The organism is Streptomyces sp. NPDC021225, from assembly GCF_044332865.1.
In the GTDB taxonomy this organism is placed as follows: Bacteria; Actinomycetota; Actinomycetes; order Streptomycetales; family Streptomycetaceae; genus Streptomyces.
In genome coordinates, this window is sequence record NZ_JBIRPV010000012.1 from 17,330 (window position 1) to 33,146 (window position 15,817).

Annotated in this window: 12 protein-coding genes; 5 read left to right on the forward strand and 7 right to left on the reverse strand. The window is 72.1% G+C overall.

Annotation, left to right across the window (positions count from 1 at the left end; all coding sequences use genetic code 11):
• Position 1: 1 nt before the first annotated feature.
• From ACH4S9_RS36760 to ACH4S9_RS36785, 6 genes are all read right to left on the reverse strand, one after another.
• Positions 2–784: a GntR family transcriptional regulator gene (locus ACH4S9_RS36760; RefSeq protein WP_398375955.1), complete on the reverse strand. Its 783-nt coding sequence runs from the start codon at positions 782–784 to the stop codon at positions 2–4.
• Positions 781–1,323 carry a GntR family transcriptional regulator gene (locus ACH4S9_RS36765; protein WP_398375957.1) on the reverse strand — a complete coding sequence of 181 codons (543 nt, stop codon included), beginning with the start codon at positions 1,321–1,323 and terminating at the stop codon, positions 781–783. The genes ACH4S9_RS36760 and ACH4S9_RS36765 overlap by 4 nt, the downstream gene beginning before the upstream one ends.
• 594 nt (positions 1,324–1,917) lie before the next feature.
• Complete coding sequence (locus tag ACH4S9_RS36770; protein ID WP_398375959.1) at positions 1,918–3,318, reverse strand: cysteine hydrolase family protein; 1,401 nt, start codon at positions 3,316–3,318, stop codon at positions 1,918–1,920.
• 15 nt (positions 3,319–3,333) lie between these two features.
• Positions 3,334–4,884: a hypothetical protein gene (locus ACH4S9_RS36775; RefSeq protein WP_398375962.1), complete on the reverse strand. Its 1,551-nt coding sequence runs from the start codon at positions 4,882–4,884 to the stop codon at positions 3,334–3,336.
• A complete protein-coding gene (locus ACH4S9_RS36780; protein ID WP_398375964.1) occupies positions 4,862–5,641 on the reverse strand; it encodes a hypothetical protein in 780 nt (259 codons plus the stop codon). Before ACH4S9_RS36780 ends, ACH4S9_RS36775 begins: the two co-directional genes overlap by 23 nt.
• 32 nt (positions 5,642–5,673) lie before the next feature.
• Positions 5,674–6,360, reverse strand: coding sequence for a hypothetical protein (locus ACH4S9_RS36785; RefSeq protein WP_358847900.1), 687 nt, complete (start codon positions 6,358–6,360; stop codon positions 5,674–5,676).
• A gap of 352 nt (positions 6,361–6,712) precedes the next feature.
• On the opposite strand from ACH4S9_RS36785, the gene ACH4S9_RS36790 reads away from it, so the two are divergent.
• A complete protein-coding gene (locus ACH4S9_RS36790) occupies positions 6,713–7,435 on the forward strand; it encodes a 4Fe-4S cluster-binding domain-containing protein (RefSeq protein WP_398375966.1) in 723 nt (240 codons plus the stop codon).
• A gap of 46 nt (positions 7,436–7,481) precedes the next feature.
• Here ACH4S9_RS36790 and ACH4S9_RS36795 read toward each other — a convergent pair whose 3' ends face one another.
• Complete coding sequence (locus ACH4S9_RS36795; RefSeq protein ID WP_398375967.1) at positions 7,482–8,657, reverse strand: macro domain-containing protein; 1,176 nt, start codon at positions 8,655–8,657, stop codon at positions 7,482–7,484.
• 229 nt (positions 8,658–8,886) lie between these two features.
• On the opposite strand from ACH4S9_RS36795, the gene ACH4S9_RS36800 reads away from it, so the two are divergent.
• The 4 genes from ACH4S9_RS36800 to ACH4S9_RS36815 are packed head-to-tail and all read left to right on the forward strand — an operon-like array spanning position 8,887 to position 15,771.
• Positions 8,887–11,412 carry a protein kinase gene (locus tag ACH4S9_RS36800; RefSeq protein ID WP_398375969.1) on the forward strand — a complete coding sequence of 842 codons (2,526 nt, stop codon included), beginning with the start codon at positions 8,887–8,889 and terminating at the stop codon, positions 11,410–11,412.
• Positions 11,409–13,070 (forward strand): hypothetical protein, encoded by a 1,662-nt coding sequence (locus ACH4S9_RS36805; protein ID WP_398375972.1) that lies wholly within the window; start codon positions 11,409–11,411, stop codon positions 13,068–13,070. The genes ACH4S9_RS36800 and ACH4S9_RS36805 overlap by 4 nt, the downstream gene beginning before the upstream one ends.
• Positions 13,070–15,187, forward strand: coding sequence for an AAA family ATPase (locus ACH4S9_RS36810; RefSeq protein ID WP_398375974.1), 2,118 nt, complete (start codon positions 13,070–13,072; stop codon positions 15,185–15,187). The genes ACH4S9_RS36805 and ACH4S9_RS36810 overlap by 1 nt, the downstream gene beginning before the upstream one ends.
• Positions 15,184–15,771: an FHA domain-containing protein gene (locus tag ACH4S9_RS36815; protein WP_398375976.1), complete on the forward strand. Its 588-nt coding sequence runs from the start codon at positions 15,184–15,186 to the stop codon at positions 15,769–15,771. Before ACH4S9_RS36810 ends, ACH4S9_RS36815 begins: the two co-directional genes overlap by 4 nt.
• Positions 15,772–15,817: the final 46 nt, after the last annotated feature.

The window sequence follows — 15,817 nt, forward strand, 5'->3', positions numbered from 1 at the left end:
TTCAGGACGGCGAGAACTCGTATTGCAGCTCATAGAGGTGACCGGCCTTGGCCATCACCGTGGCCTCAATGGGGCGTTCGTCGTCGCTGTACACGACCCGCAACGTCCGCAGGACGGGCAGATTCCCCGGCAGACCAAGGACGGTGTACTGCTCCTGCGTGGGTACCCGGGCGGACACCTTGTCCACGCTGAGCCGTGGCGGGTACCCCAGTTCCGCCAGCAACGCCGGAGTACCGCCCTTGATCTTGCGGCGTTCCATCATCGCCGTCCCGTGAGCAAGATCCAGCGGATAGTACGACTTCACCAGTTCCACCGGCTCGTCATCCAGCGACAACACCTGCGCCCGCAGGAGCGCCATCCCACCCTCCGGAAGCCGTAGCGCCTCCGCCACATCGGCAGGCGGCCTCACCTCGGCGACCTCCAGAAGACGGCTGCTCCCGCGCGCCTGGTGCCCGGTGGCCGCCTCGCTGATCCACCGATACGGCTCACCCGACGCGGCCAGCGCCATGTACGCGGCGGGCCGCATGGTGCGTTGCCGGTGCTCCCGTACGGTAACGGCCGCCCCGGCCCTGCCCACCGCGAGGCCTTCGTCCTTCAGCAGTTGCAGTGCCTTCTGCACGGTCGCGTTCGACGCGCTGAACCGCTCCTTGAGCTGCGCGGTCGACGGAAGCCTGGCGCCCGGTCGAAGCTCGCCGGACATGATCTCGTCCCGCAGATCCGCGGCGATTCGCTCATGCAGCGACCGCCGGTCGACTGCGTCCTGATCGGCCTTGGGCACGGTCATCCCATCCTGAGTTCGTAACGAAGGCGCTGGCGGTGAGCGGGCATGGTGATGAGATCAGCCTGAATCGGCCGACCGTCCCCATCGAGGACGACCCGCTCAAGGCACATCACCGGCTCCAGCTCGCCGGTCCGCAGCAGCTCGCGCTCCTGCCCATCGGGCATCCGCGCCGTCACATCCTCCCGCACCCGTTGCCCCACGTACCCCAGTTCCGCGAGCAGAGCAACCGCTCCCCCACGGATCTTCGCCGTGCCCGCCAGGCCGGTACCCGCCGCGATGGGAGCGGGGTAGTAGGAGTCGGTCAGCTCGCAAGGCTGCTCGTCCAGATACATGATCCGCCGCCGCACGACCACTGCGGCCCCCGCCTCGATCCCCAACAGACGTGCCACGGCTGCGGGAGCGGACACCTCTCCGGCCTGGACGATGCGCTGAGTGCCCCGCCGCCCGTAAGCCGCGGCCTCCTCACTCCACACATCGGCTCGGTCTCCCCCGGCCGGCCGCAGGTAAGGCATCGACGTACTGGTCCACGCATCGCCGGCCAACGGGGCCTCCTCATATCTTGGTCGGTCCTCGCCAACCTCGCCGCTTTACACAGTAAGCGAACCGTTGACCACCACACAGTGGGGATCCTTGCCGCTTTTCGTGAATAGCGATAATGTCGCCCTGAGCTTACAGCGAGCCCAGAGGTGGTGAGTCACCGTGCCCCTGACACGGCAGCAGTTCTTCTCACGTCGCAAGCCGACTGTCCCCGCGGGTCGGAAGTTGATGAGCAAGGCCCACGCCGTCGCGTGGATCTTCGAAGCACTGCTACGACTGGTGTTACCGCCCGGGCCAATGGTGTGCCTCACTCGTCCTACCGGCCTCGCGTGGCGGTCGCACTGTGTCTCGGTACGCCCCGCTACCGCGTACGAGCGGCGGCAGCTGCGGGCCCTCGCCCGGCTGCACGCCCAACGCCAACGAGGCATCGCCCCCGCATAGGCCACGCCCCCGCGCCACCGGCACCAGAGTTTGCGGTGAATATCGGACGACGACACGCCGATGCCACGGCGTGTCTGTGTCTCATACTCACCGCAAGGTCGCCGGCAGCACTTCGCCAGATCGGTGATCAACCATGGCAGACGGACCCGGTGGCAGCCTCACGCTGAGCGCGTACGGCCGCGACGGGCGCCCCGGCCGCGGGTTCCCGGCCCGCCCGGCTGGTCGGTGCGCGGGGTCACGCCCAGGCCCTTGAGGCGTTCGAAGTCCGCCGCGTCGATCTTCTCCAGGACCTCCAGCTGCCGCTCCAGCGCATCGGACTGCGAGCCGAAGTCGTCATGTCGGCGCAGCGCGTTCGCGGTGGTGACGTGGTAGCGGGCGAGGGCGACCTTCAGGCTGCGGCTCTCCAGGACCATCCGGTAGATCGTCTCCTCCGCCAGGGCGTCCTGGACCGATCTGACGGGGCGGGTGAAGAAGAGCGTGACGATCTGGCCGGCGCCGAGCGCGCCGAGGACGGCCGGGCTCTCCCAGCCGACCCGGCCCGGGAAGAAGACGCCGAGGAGGGAGAGCAGGAGGGCGGTCAGCAGCAGACAGGTGCCCAGGCCCAGCAGGAACTTGGCGGCGAAGCCGACGGTGCGCTGGGCCTGTCTGAGGCGCTCGGAGGTCTGGATGCGGTAGTCACGCAGCCGGGCGTCCTCGTAGGAGAGGATGCCCTGCTTGTCCTGGATGTACGAGGAGTAGCCGGCGAACTCCGCGTCCTCGCCCCGGGCGAGCCGCCGGTCGTCGTCCGGGCGGGAGCCGAGGAAGCGGGCCAGCTCGGCGAGGCCGTTCATCACCTCGGTGCGCAGCACGCGCTGGCAGAAGTCCAGAGCGGTGAGGTGGCGTTCCAGGGTGCGGCTGGCGGTGAGGGCGTCGGAGACGACGAGTTGCCGCACGTCGTAGCGGGAGCGGATGCCGGTCAGCAGGAGCTGGATCTTTATGTCGGTGAGGACGCCGATCACGACGACGTGGGTCGTCTCGTGCCGGCCGTCGGCCAGGAGCCCGTCCAGCAGCGTGGCCAGCGGGGAGGGCTCACGGGCGGCGGGGGTGTCCTGGAAGTCGTAGAGGGTGTTGGACCGTACGTGGTGGACGCGCAGCCTGCCGCCCCAGCCGTCCTCGGCCGGTTCCGGAGCCAGCAGGTCGGTCAGGCCGTCGACGTACGCCGCGCCCCAGGTGTCGGCCTCGCAGTGCGCGCCGTACTGCCTGCGTTCGAGGTCGTACGCCTCCCCCGGGACATGCCAGTCGCGGACGTTGATCAGGTGGAGCGTCCCCTCGCCGTGTCCGCGCACACGGGAGCCGACGGTGGCGTCGAGGAAGCGGGCGAGGGGCGAGCGGCTCAGTTCCGCCTCGGGCAGGACCCGGCGGTGGCCCTCCGTGCGGAGGGCGTCACCGCCTTCGCTGTCCAGCAGCAGCTTGGAGACCGCGCTCTCAGGCAGTGACAGCTGACAGTCCAGATTCAGGAAGAAGTCGTTCTGTAGGCACTGTGTGATGAGGATGTACTGCTCCTCGCCCGCCGGTTCCATCGGTCACCCACCCCCTCAGTGCGGCAGCAGCGGCCACTGCCGCGACAGCCGCATGGCGGCCTCGGTCACGGCGGGGTCCGCGGACTGGACCGCGAGGCCGTCCAGATAGGCGTGGGCCGCGGCCTCGTACAGGTCGTCGACGGCGTAGAGGCGCGCCTCGTGGGCCGCGCGGCGGGCTCCGGCGCGGTTGTCCAGGGTGGCCTCGGCCTCCTTGGCGCGCTCGGCACCGGCGATGTCCGCCTCGGTCTCCCGCTCCAGCTCCCGCAGTTGCTCGGCGGTGGTGCGGTACGCCGCGAGATACGGGTGTTCCGCGCCGAGACCGATCAGGAAGGCGATGCCCCCGGAGAGCAGCAGCAGCGCCACGAACATCAGAGAGACGCTGTGCGGGTCCAGGTGCAGGGACTCGATGAGGCTCGGCTGGTTGCTGATGCTGTCCCTGACGTCCTTGGGCACATCGGACGGCAGCTCCAGCGGGGGCTCCTCCTGGAACGCCACCTTGGCCCGCAGATCGCCCAGCGCCCAGGCCCCGTACGCCCAGACGCCGATCAGCGCGAGGGCGGGCACGGCCGACAGCCGGACCGCGCCGGTGGCGGAGCGGTGCCGCAGGATCCGGCCGCCGATGTGCGGGGCGAGGATCATCGCCACGGCGACGGCCACGGTGAGGCTGACGGAGAGCAGATTGGCGAAGGCCCCGACGCCGTGCAGATTCTCGAACACGGTGTAGTAGACGGGGAACTCGACCGCGATCAGCAGCACCAGCACCCCGATCTTGATCCACCGCGGCATGCCGGGGCGGGCCGCCGCGCCCTCCCAGGCCGCCCTGGTGGACAGGGCCCGGTCGGCCGCGTCGGGCTCCTGCGCCGCAGCGGGGTCGCGCTCGGACACGGCCTGCCAGCGGTCGTGGTCCCGGGCCGTCTCCGGCTCGTGGTCGCGATGCTGCGCCGCTGGGGGGTCTGTGGTGGGGTTGTTGGCGGCGTCGGTGCCGTCGGACCAGTCGGGGGGCATCCGGTTGCGCAGCCAGCGCCGCTCGAAGCTGCCCCGCACGGTGTCGCGGAAGGTCTGCCACCGGTCGGCCCGCCGCGCGAGCCGGTCCAGCTGCGCGGTGGTGACCATCTGCTGCTGCTCCAGGACCGTGCGCCGCCGGCTCCCCCGCGCCAGCCGTTCGCCCGCGGCGGTGGCCGCCGCCCGCACCCGGGCGGCCTCCAGCGCGCCGTCCTCCTCGGCCCGTGCCGCCTCCTCGGTGAGCCGGTGCCTGACGCGGTCACGCAGGCTGGACAGCTCGGCGAAGTACGGGATCCGGTCGGGGCTGCCCAGCACCCAAGGGTCGAAGACCTCCCGGGCACCGGCCGCCGCGCCGCGCTTGCGGGCCCGGTCGAGCAGCCAGGCGCTGTCGTTGGCGCGGACGACATCCGACTCGACGGGGTCCGGCTGCGGCAGGGCACCGTCGGGGAAGTGTCGCGCGGCCGCGCGGCCCCGGCGGCGCCCGCGGTCGGAGTCGGGCCTGCGGCGGCGCAGTCTCAGCCGCCGCGGCTCCTCGTCGTCGCTAACGGTATGTGGTGTGGACACGTGCCTTCACCCTCCCCTCCAGGAGCTCCGTCCAGAAGGAGTTGAACTGGTCGTACCGGGCGGTGTCGGCGCCGTACTTCATGCCGTAACCCACCGGGTAGATGTCGGCGCCGGACAGCTCCGGCTTGTGGTGGGACTTCAGGAAGGCGTCGATGGTCTTCCCGCGGCTCGCGGCGGTGGACAGATCCTGCCGACCCAGCCGGAAGTCCGGATCGCCCTGGTCGAAGTCGCTCACCACCAGCACATCGAACGAGTCGTCGTCGCCGGACGGTTTGGTCAGCGCGATGCGCGACAGGCCGCCCAGCACATCGGAGCCGGGCTCCTGCTCCTGTGCGCAGCGCAGCAGCTTCAGCGCGCTGGAGAGGGCGACCGCCCGCATGGCCTTGCGGGTCCGGTCACGGTCGGCCGTCTTCGAGGTGTCCGGGTCCAGATCGAGCGGGCTGACCTGGCACTTGGACGCCTGGGACACCTTGGTGATCGGGGCGAACGACGTCTTGCGGCACTTGTTGTCCGACAGGAAGGTGTTCAGCGTCGCCTCAAGCTTGGCCTTTGCGTCGAAGCCGGTCTTGGTGGCGGCGGCCGAGCCCGAGCCGTCGACCACCACGCCGCAGGCCTGGGAGTAGCGCTTCGGTTCGTTGGACACCGCGTCGCAGGCCGTGGCGGCGGTCGCCGCCAGGGCGAGCACCAGCGCGGCGGGCAGCGCGCGGCGCGTCTTCGGCGCTGTTGGTGCCTTTCGCGCCGTTGGTGCCTTTCGCACCCTTGGCGCCTTCGGCGCAGGGCTGTTGCCGATCATCGCGCGCTCCTCGCGTCGGCACGGTCGGCGTTCTGCCGCTCGAGTATCTGGAGCGCCCGGGACGTGGCCGTCCTGGCGCCCTCGTCGTCGTCGGCCAGCAGCCAGACGTCGGGCCGGTGCCAGGACTGGTCAAGCTCCACCCGGCCGGGCAGCCAGTCCCCGGGCGGGCGCCGGACGAGGCGCACGAACTGGGGGTGGGAGGCGCGCACCGCGTCCCAGTAGCAGGCGAGTTGCTGGTTGGCCTGGTCGGCGACGGCCTGCGCATGCGACCGGCAGCGGTCGACGCTGGTGCGCCACTGGCCCACCCACTGGCCGTACCGCGCGAGCGCGGCGGGCCTGGGGTCCTCACGGACGTCGTACTGGGTGACCACGCGCACCGACTCGGCGCGCAACTTGCTGATGAGGGCGTGCTCCTGCCCGATCATCGAGGAGCGCATCTGCTCCATGGCCCGGCGGGCGGTGGTCCGCACCTCCATGACATACGCGGGGAGCGGCAGTTCCTCCGGGTCCGGCGGATCGATGAGCACGGGCGGCTCGTCCCGCCGCCCCTCGAACTGCCGGACGGGGATGCGGGGCACGCCCCGCTCGCCGTCACGCTTCCCGCGCCATCGGGCCCTGAAGCGCGCGGTACGGCCGAGGTGCCCCCGCCGCACCACGCGGTTGACGCTGTCGGTTCTGATCATGGATATCTGTCCCCCGATTTCCCTCGGCGTGGAATTCGGCTCCGGAAGGCCGCATCATGGGTGCGGAACTCCGCTTCCCTTCCCGAAGCGGCACGGCAATCGAACCGAATACCTGTTTCAGACCGTAACGGTCAGGTCATACCCGGGAATGCTCCCCGCCCGGGCCGCTCCCGAAAACGCCCGGAAGCCGCCCGGAGAACGCCCCCGTAGTCGCCTGACGCCAGGTCATACTGGAATGGTTCCGAAGGACTTCCGAGGGACTTCATCGAATCGATCATGGAATATCGATCATGGAATTGGGAAGGAACGCGCGGAACGCGACGCCAGGCGAGGCGGGAAAGGAGACAGGCCGGTGGAAAACGTCCCCATGGGCCGGGAGCCGGTGCCGGCGCCGGTGCTGCTCCGGGTCAGCCAGACACACTTCCCGGTCGAGACCCTGGGGCCCGGGCGGCGGCTGGGCATCTGGCTTCAGGGGTGCGGGCTGGCCTGCGCCGGGTGCATGTCGCGGCACACCTGGGATCCGGAGGGCGGCAACTCCCGTACGGTCGCGTCCCTGCTCGGGCTGTGGCGCGCGGCGCTGGCGCAGGGAGCCGACGGGCTGACGGTCAGCGGCGGCGAGCCGCTCGATCAACCGGCCGGTCTCGCGGCGCTGTTGGCCGGAGCTGCCGAGGCCCGCGCGGAGGCGATGGCGCCGGGCGGCCCGGCGGCCGGTCGCGAGGTCGACTTCCTTCTCTACACGGGATACGAGGAGGAGGAAGTGGAGCGCGACGCGGCGCGCTCCGCCGCGGTCCGCCACGCCGATGTCGTGGTGACCGGACGTTTCCGGGTGGCCGAGCCCACCGAGTTGGTGTGGCGCGGCTCGGCGAACCAGCGCATGCTGCCGCGTACGGCACTGGGGCGGGCGCGCTACCAGGCGCATCTGGCCCGGGCGGCGAGCGGGTCCCGTCTGCAAGTGGTCGAGGGGGAGGGCGATGTGCGGCTCTACGGGGTGCCTCGGCGCGGCGAACTTGCCGCGCTGGAGCGGCGGCTGCGGCAGGTGGGGGTGCGCCTCACGAGGCCCAGCTGGCGGCCTTGAGGGGTGGCGGGGATTGTCGCGGTGTGGGTGGCCGCCGTCTGGGCGGTTACAGAGCGCCCACGGCCTCGGCTATCTCCCGGCTCCTGACCACCAGATGCACCCGCCAGCGCGCGTCCCGGGCCAGTTCGTCGCGGATCGCCCAGCGCAGCCAGGTCGCGCTGACCGCCGGCGCCAGGCCGCCCCGGCCCGCGCCCAGCAGCGGAAAGCAGATGGACGACAGGGCGGGCTGGTAGCGGTCGCGCTCGGCCCGGGCGAGCGCGAAGCACGCGCCGACCGCGCGGGCGATGGTCTCCGGGCGTACCTGGTACGTGTCCTCCTCCGGCGTGGCCACCGCCGCGTGGTAGATCCGCCGGACCCCGCGCGCGGCGAGCGCCCCCGACGACGTGGGCACCACCGTGCCGGGCCGGACCGGCAGCCCGGGGCGTCCATGGGCGCGCAGCCACGCGGCAAGTTCGCGCGCGAGCACATCGTCGACGATCTCCCCGGCGGGGTCGCGCACGGCGGCGGCGAGGCGCAGCGCGCCGGACACGGTGGGGCGGAAGGTCTTCGACATCTCCAGATAGACGTTCTCCGAGGAGACCAGCACCTCGATGTCCCGCAGCAGTTCGATGGGCGACACATGGACGGTGAAGGTGCTACGCGCGTCCACCGGCACGCTGTCGACCCGCAGCGGAGGCTCCTGACCGGCCCGGCGGCCGCCCGGTCCGCCCTGACCGGCCTGTCCGCCCTGCCCTCTCGGCCCGTCCTGCTCATGCTCGTACGGCCCTTCGGAGGGCAGCGGGCCGCCCGTCGGCTGTCCGCCGGAGAATCCCAGCCGCTCCCGCAGGACGGTCAGCACGGCCTCGGCGAGCTGCTCCATCACATCCCGTTCCTGCCGCTTGCGGAACCCCTCGGTGCTGACCCCGTACACGGCGGCCGCCAGCTTGCGGCGGTCGGCGGCGGCGTCGCCCCGACGGTCGGGGAGCAGCCCGAAGGTGTGGGCCGCGGCGCGGCCGAGCACGCCGTTCTCCCCGAGCCGCCGGACGGCCTCCTTGAGCAGGGCCTCGATGCCGGCCGGGGCGTCGTCGGGGCCGTCGCAGAAGCCGCCCGCCACGGCCGCCGCGCGCAGCGCCGGCCGATCGGTTCTGCGCAGGTCGGCCAGTCCCGGCCTGCGGATGCTTTTCAGTTCGTTCAGGAGTTGATCGTATGTGGGCAGATCCGGCGGAAATGGCTCCTGACTCATGGTCACCAGGCTAGCGACGGCGACCCGAAGAGGAAATCTGTCCCACGACCGCCGTGCCAGGCCGGATAGCGCTGTAGCCAGTGCACCGCGCTTTGCCGTCCTTTGTGGTTCTCGGCAATTCCCGGCCGAGCCGGCCGAGCGGGAACACATTTCCGATTTCCGGAGCCATGAGAGCCACGACTTTCTTGATCAACAAAGGCAACGCCCGCCCGCGTACGAGGTGACCGAGATGACCCAGCCACCTGAGGACCCGCCCGCCACGGAATACGAAGAACCCGGGGAACCCGCCCCCGGCGAGGAACACCGCACGCCCGAGGAGTACCGGGAACACGGCGCCGGACCGCCGCCCACCGAACAGGAGGACCCACCAACCCCATCGCCCCCGCCCACGGCCGCGGCCGCGGCAGCCGGGGCGCTCACCGAGGACGAGCTCCCCGGGACGGGGCCCGCGCAGGTCGCGCACGGGGGACGCGACCTGCGCGGGGACACCGCCCTGCTGCCGCTCTCGCTGCGCGACCGGTTCCGGCTGCGGGCCGTGCTGCGCCGCCCCGAGCACCCGTACCAGGCGGCCGTCTACCGCGTCGAGGACGACCGCGGCACCCACATCCTCAAGTGGTACCACCGCGGACACGGCCCGGACCGCACGGTGTGGGAGCTGCTCCGCGACCGCCCGCGCCGCCACCTCACCCACTTCACCGAGACCGACGACACCGGGGCGGACGGCCATCCGTACGACCTGGCCCCGTCCTACGGCGAGACCGATCTGGCGAGATATCTCAGGGACAACCCGGGCCCCGTCGACCCCGCCCTCATCCACCGCGTCGTACGGCAGCTGCACGAAGCCCTCACGACCCTGCACGAGCTGAACATCGTGCACCGGGACCTCAGCCCGGCCAACGTCGTACTCGGCAGCCTCGATCCGGACGCCCCGAACGCCCCGGACCTCGCCCTCGTCGACTTCGCCGTCTCCGCCTACGAGCCCGCCGAGCGCTACACCCGCAACGAGCGCTGGGTCGGCACCGCGCTCTACATGTCACCGCAGGCGTCGCTGCGCAACCAGCTCATCCACCCGCCCGCCGACTGGTGGTCGCTCGGGATGATCGTGGCCGAGATGGCCGGCGGCCGGCACCCCGTCCCCTTCACCGACAACGACTTCGTACGGGAGGAGATCAGCTCCCGCGCCCCGGACCTGGCGCTGGTCACCGACGCCCGGCTACAGCGGCTCTGCAAGGGGCTGCTCACCCGCGACCCCGAAAACCGCTGGGGCACCGACGAGGTGGCGCAGTGGCTGGTGGGCGGCACGCCGCCGATCGCCCCCTGGGAGGAAGGCACCGCCCCCGGCGCATCCGACCCGGCCGAGGACCCGGACATCGAGCCGTTCGCGTTCCTCGGCGAGCAGTACACCCGGCCGAAGCAGCTGGCCAGGGCGTTCAGCGAGAACTGGCGGCAGACCCTGGACACCCTGGCCCGGCGGCGCACCAGGGGGGAGTTCACCCGCTGGCTGCGCCAGTTCGAGAACAAGCCGGGCTACGACGGCGACAAACTGGCCGCGCTGCTCGCCCGCCTGGAGCCGCAACAATATGCGGCTCCGCCGCGTGAACCGGGGCCCGCCACGCTGGTCCGCCTGATCTCCTGGCTCGGCCCCACCCTCGACGCCTCCTATCGCGGAGTGCCGCTCGACCCGCCCGGGCTACGGGAGTTGCTGCGGGCGGCCGGGCGCGGCGACGAGTTCGCCCTCTCCGTCGTCAAGGACCTGGCGGACCACACCATCCTGCCGCTGCTGGAAGAACGCACCGGCGGCGAAGGGCTCGGCGATGTGCAGCAGCGGTGGCTGACGGCCCGGTCCCGCTGGGAGCACACCGTCGAGCAAGTGATCACGGAGTCGCCCCTGCTGCGCGCCGCGCGCGCCGAAGTACGCGCCGCCACCCGGCTCGACCACACCCGGCTCGCCGCACTCCTGTCGCTCGCGGCGGCCCCCGTGCCACACCGGCGGCGGCTCCTGGACCGGGCCGCCCGGACCCAGGCCGAGCTGCCGCAGCCGGTGGCCTGGTACGGCCGGCTGGTGCGCGACCCCGAAGACCTGGTGCGGATGCAGCTGGCCGAGTGGCTGGCCGGGTTCGCCGCGCAGGAGTCGGAGGAGGCGCAGGGCCGGATCGACGTACAGCGCGCCGCCCTGCGCACCGAGCGCGACCTGGACGTGGCCACGCTGTGGGTGCGCAGACAGGACATGCTGCCCACGCTCGGCTGGGCCCTCTGCGGGGCTCTCATCCTCGTCTGCCCATGGATCCTCATGATCGGCGCGAGCGACCTCGCGGGGTGGTCCCCGCAGAGCACCGTGCTGACGGCCTGGATGCTGGCCCTCCCGGCGGCCGCCATCGTCCCGGCGCTGGAGATGTGGGCGGCGTACCGCATCGGCAGCCCCTTCTACCACCCGGACCGCTCCCTGGCCGGGCTGCTGATCCGCCGCGCGCTGCCCGCCGCCCGCTTCATACGCAGCCCCGGCGCCCGCTTCCCGGTCCGCGGCCTGCTGCTCCTGCTGCCGCTGGGCCTGATGTGGCTCACCGTGGTCTACGCCGCCTGGGTGTGGCCGCTGGCCACCGTGGCCGCCCTCGCCTGGTGGACCTGGCACCGGCTGCGCCGCTGGCGCCGCTACGTCGCGGAGTTGCGCGGCCGGGACGGCCGTCCCGGCCGGGCAGCCCACCCCGGCCGCCGGAGGACGGCGGCCACCACGCCACGGACAGGAAACGTCACATGAGTTCAGCAGCAGCCCTCGCCAGTGTCGACGACGTGGTCCCGTATCTCTTGGAGCCCCCTCCGGATTTCAGCCTCATTTCGGAACCCAGCACCCTTCCGCAGGCCGTCCCGAACACGGTGCCGGACACTGGGGTACCGCACGATGTCGCCCAGAACCCCGGGCTATCGGGCCATATCGACACGGGAGTCGGCCAGCACGTCGTCGACGCCGTCCACAACGCCGCCGGGCACACGGTCGGCGCGGCCATGCACCAGCTGCACGACATGGTGGTGCCCGCCCTGATCGGCCTGGGCTCGCTCGGCGGCGCCCTGCTCGTCGGCCGCGCCACCATGGCCAGTGCGCAGCTCCTCGCGGCCACCGCCATCCGCGCCGCCAAGGACCAGGCCGAGCTGGAGCAGCGGCAGCTGGACGCCCGCCAGGCGGCCGAGTGCTGGAAGAACGCCGCCTTCGCCGCGGCCCGGGCCAACGCCCGCCTGGGCGCACTGCGCGCCCGGATCCGGCGGTCCGGCCCGGCCACTGGCCCCGGCGGACCGCCCGGCCTGCCCGACCTGCCGCCTCCGCTGAACCTGACGGGCATGAGCCTGGAGCAGGTGTGGTGCCGGCTGGCCGACACCGACCGCCAGGTGCGCCGCGCCGAGGCCGCGTACGCACGGGCGACGATGGAGGCCGCCGGCCGCCCGGTGTCCGTACCTGCCGCCGATGGCGACGGGGGCTGGCACGCCAGGCTGCGCGCCCGGCGTCAGCAGGTGCTGGAGGAGTACGAGCAGACACCCACCGAAGCCGAGCCGCAGACCGTCGCCCCACAGCCGCAGCCCGCCGCGGCAGCGGGCGCGCTGACCGAGGACGAGGTACTGCGGCGTGGCGCCGACCTGCTGGCCACGCTCCCGCACCACATATCCGCGGCGGACTACCGGCTCGTGGAGGAGCAGATCGCCAGCGCGGCGGAGGTCGTCGCCCGGCGGCCCTCCATGGCCAAGCTCCATCTGCGGCAGGCCGCCCGCTTCGCCCAGCAGAAGACACACGAGGCGGAGCAGCTGCGGGAGAACGAGGAGTGGGCGGCCCAGCGACTGGCCTTCCTCCGGGACGTACCACCCGGCGTCCCCGGCCCGCTGCCCGACGCCACGGCGGAGATCGCGGTCCTGGAGAGCTTCCTGGACAAGGGCGGCACTCTGGAGGAGACCGAGCGCCTCCGGGTCGAGGCCCGCGTCGCCGGGCGGGTCGACGCGTACCAGCGCGCGTACACCGCGGAGGTGATCCGCGCGGCGGTCGAGCACTCGGAGCCCGAGGCGGTCAGGCGCTCCACGTCCGGAACGGTCCAGGTGATCGACTGGACCCCGCCGGACTGGGGCGACGAGCACTGGCTCCGCATCAGGGTGGACGCGGACGGCTACGCCCGTGTGGCCACCATGCACCGCGACCGCGACCCGGCCGAGGAGACCGACGCCGACCGCGACCTCGACTGGCAGCGCTGCGTCGAGTCCTCCGAATACCTGCGGGAGTTGCAGCGGCTCACCGAGCAGGTGGGCCTCCGCCTGCCGTTCGTCTTCGACAAGCCGCCCAGGCGGCCGGATCCGCTCGGCGGGGCCCAGCCGACCGTTATCGACCGGCTCCCGCCCAAAGTCCGCCACCGCCACCACGACGACGAGGAGCCGCGCTGATGACCGAGACAGAAACGCCGACCGCGGCCTCTCCCACATCCACGGCCGGGCTGCGCCGGGGGGACCGCGGGCTCCCGGCCTTCGCCGAGGAACTGGTCGGCACCCTCAGCGTCCACTCCCAGTACGTGCTGCACGGCAGCATCCGGGACGTCCACCTCGTCCGGCACGACAAGAACCCCGACGACGGCGGCGCGGACCGCCAGTACGACGCCCACCACACCCTCACCGAGGTCCTGTGGAACGCCCTGTGGCAGGAGGGCTACGAGGCGCTGATCCGCTTCGACATCGCCGACGGCTTCACCGTCGTGACCGGCCCCGCGGCCCAGGAGGTGCGCGAGCTGCTGCACGGCCGCGACACCCCCGGGGCCGCCCACGCCCGGCGCGCCGACACCCCCGTACACCTGGCCGAGGCCGAAAACACCCTGCGCTCGATCGTCACCGGCTGGAAGCAGCCGGGGCAGCGGGCGAAGAAGACCCCCGACGGGCGCCCGCGCCCGGACACGCCACAGCGGCAGCACCCGTACCGCGTGGTGCTGCTGATCGACTACGCCGCCCGCATCCCCACCGACGTCACCCGCCTCAGCGACCCGGAGCGGGACTTCTTCCTCAACTGCCTCAAGCTCGCCGAGGACGCCCGGCCGATCCCGGACCAGGACAGCGGGCGGCGGCTGTTCAACCCCCTGATCTGGCTCGCCGACGGCGAACGCGACCTGCCCACCTGGCTGGTGGCCGGCAGCGAGCGGGTCCGCACCATCGGCATCCCTCTGCCCGACCTGGGCAGCAGGCGGCGCATGGCCCAGCTGCTCGCGGAGGAGCACGTGGCCAAGTCCGGGCGCGGGGGCGCGGACACGGGGGGTGTGAACGGGCAGATACGGCTCGACAAGGAACAGCTGGGCACGCAACAGCCGGGCGGCGCGGAGCGGGCGCCGGACGAACACGACATCGACACCTTCGCCAGGGCCACCGCCGGGCTGACCCTGCGCGCGATGCGCGAGAGCGCCCGTATGGCCCTCGACCGCGGGCTGTCGTTCGCCGAGATGCGGGACGCGGTGCGGGTCTACCAGCTCGGCGTCAAGGACAACCCCTGGCAGGCGGATTACGTCCGCGAGCAGATCAGGAACGGCGAGGCGTACATCCGCTCGCGGGTGAAGGGCCAGGAGAAGGCGGTCGGCAAGACGCTGGACATCCTCAAGCGCGCCGCCCTCGGTCTCTCCGGCGCCCAGGCCTCCCACCCCGGCAGCCGCCCGCGCGGTGTGCTCTTCTTCGCGGGCCCGACGGGCACCGGAAAGACGGAGCTGGCCAAGTCGGTGGCCACGGTGCTGTTCGGCACCGAGGACGCGTGTCTGCGCTTCGACATGAGCGAGTTCTCCTCGAAGCACTCGGTGGACCGGCTGCTCGGCGCGCCCCCCGGATACGTGGGCTACGAGGCGGGCGGCGAGCTGACCACGGCGGTGCGCAACGACCCGTTCCGGGTCGTGCTGTTCGACGAGATCGACAAGGCCGACAAGGGCGTGCTCGACAAGTTCCTCCAGGTGCTGGAGGACGGCAGGCTCACGGACGGGCAGGGGGTCACCACGTACTTCAGCGAGTGTGTGCTGATCTTCACCTCCAACCTCGGGGTCAGAAAGCGGACCGGCGGCGGGAGCGGGCGCGGGGGGCGGGTGGCCGAGCCGGGCATGCCGTACCACCAGCTGGAAGAGATCATCCTGACCAACGTCAAGGAGCACTTCGTCGAGGAGATCGGCCGCCCGGAGCTGATGAACCGGCTCGGCGGCAATGTGGTGGTCTTCGACTACATCGACGCCAAGGTGGCCGCCGAGATCTTCGACTCGCAGGTCGGCAACATCCAGCGGGTGCTGCGGGAGGAGCAGGGCGTGCATCTGCGCCTCTCCGACGAGGCGCACCAGGCGCTGTCCGCCCACTGCACGGCCGACGTCGACAACGGCGGCCGGGGCATCGGCATGCTGCTGGAGACTCATCTGATCAACCCGCTGGCCCGCGCGCTCTTCGACCAGGAGGCGCTGGCGGGCACGGCGGTCACCGTCACCGGCGTACGTCCGGCCGCGGACGGGACGGTGGCCCTGGACCTTCGGGTGGTGCGGGGGGACGGCCGGTGAGCGACGGAAATGGCTGGTGGCAGGAGCGCGACAGCGAGGACGAGGAAGGGGAACAGCCGCAGCATCAGAACCAGGAACGGGGACCGGAACGGGAGCCGGAGCAGAAGCCGGACCCGAAGCCGGAACCGACGCCCGTCATCGAGATATCCACACCCTGCTGGAACTGCCGTGAACCGGTCGCCCCCCGGGACCCCGACTGCGCAGCCTGCGGCCGCACGCGCACCCATGCGCTGCTGGTCTGCACCGATCCCTGTCTGGAGCTCAGACACGGGCCCGGCCCGCAGCCGCTCGCCCTGGGCCGCCACCCGGACTGGGCGCCGGACACCGCCGCCCTCTTCGCCGACCGCCCGAAGGTTTCCCGCCGCCATGTGTCGATCGCGGTGGAGGCGGACGGAAGCGCCTGGGCCGAGGAGCCGCCCGAGGGCAGCCACAACGGCACCTTCATCAACGGCGCCAAGCTCATGCCGGGCATCCGCACCCCCCTGCGCGACGGCGATCAGCTCCGGCTCGGCCTGCGGATCAGCATCACCGTACGGCTTTACGGCCCCGACCACAGCAACGGCCCCGGCCCCGGCCCCGGCTGAGCCGGGCCGGGGCGCGGGGCGGCCACCCCCGTGCCGCCCCGCGCGC

Excerpts from the sequence above, each read along its gene's own strand:
- ACH4S9_RS36800 (WP_398375969.1), top strand. The coding sequence starts at position 8,887 with ATGACCCAGCCACCTGAGGACCCGCCCGCCACGGAATACGAAGAACCC.
- ACH4S9_RS36770 (WP_398375959.1), bottom strand. The coding sequence starts at position 3,318 with ATGGAACCGGCGGGCGAGGAGCAGTACATCCTCATCACACAGTGCCTA.
- ACH4S9_RS36795 (WP_398375967.1), bottom strand. The coding sequence starts at position 8,657 with ATGAGTCAGGAGCCATTTCCGCCGGATCTGCCCACATACGATCAACTC.
- ACH4S9_RS36805 (WP_398375972.1), top strand. The coding sequence starts at position 11,409 with ATGAGTTCAGCAGCAGCCCTCGCCAGTGTCGACGACGTGGTCCCGTAT.
- ACH4S9_RS36760 (WP_398375955.1), bottom strand. The coding sequence starts at position 784 with ATGACCGTGCCCAAGGCCGATCAGGACGCAGTCGACCGGCGGTCGCTG.
- ACH4S9_RS36785 (WP_358847900.1), bottom strand. The coding sequence starts at position 6,360 with ATGATCAGAACCGACAGCGTCAACCGCGTGGTGCGGCGGGGGCACCTC.
- ACH4S9_RS36810 (WP_398375974.1), top strand. The coding sequence starts at position 13,070 with ATGACCGAGACAGAAACGCCGACCGCGGCCTCTCCCACATCCACGGCC.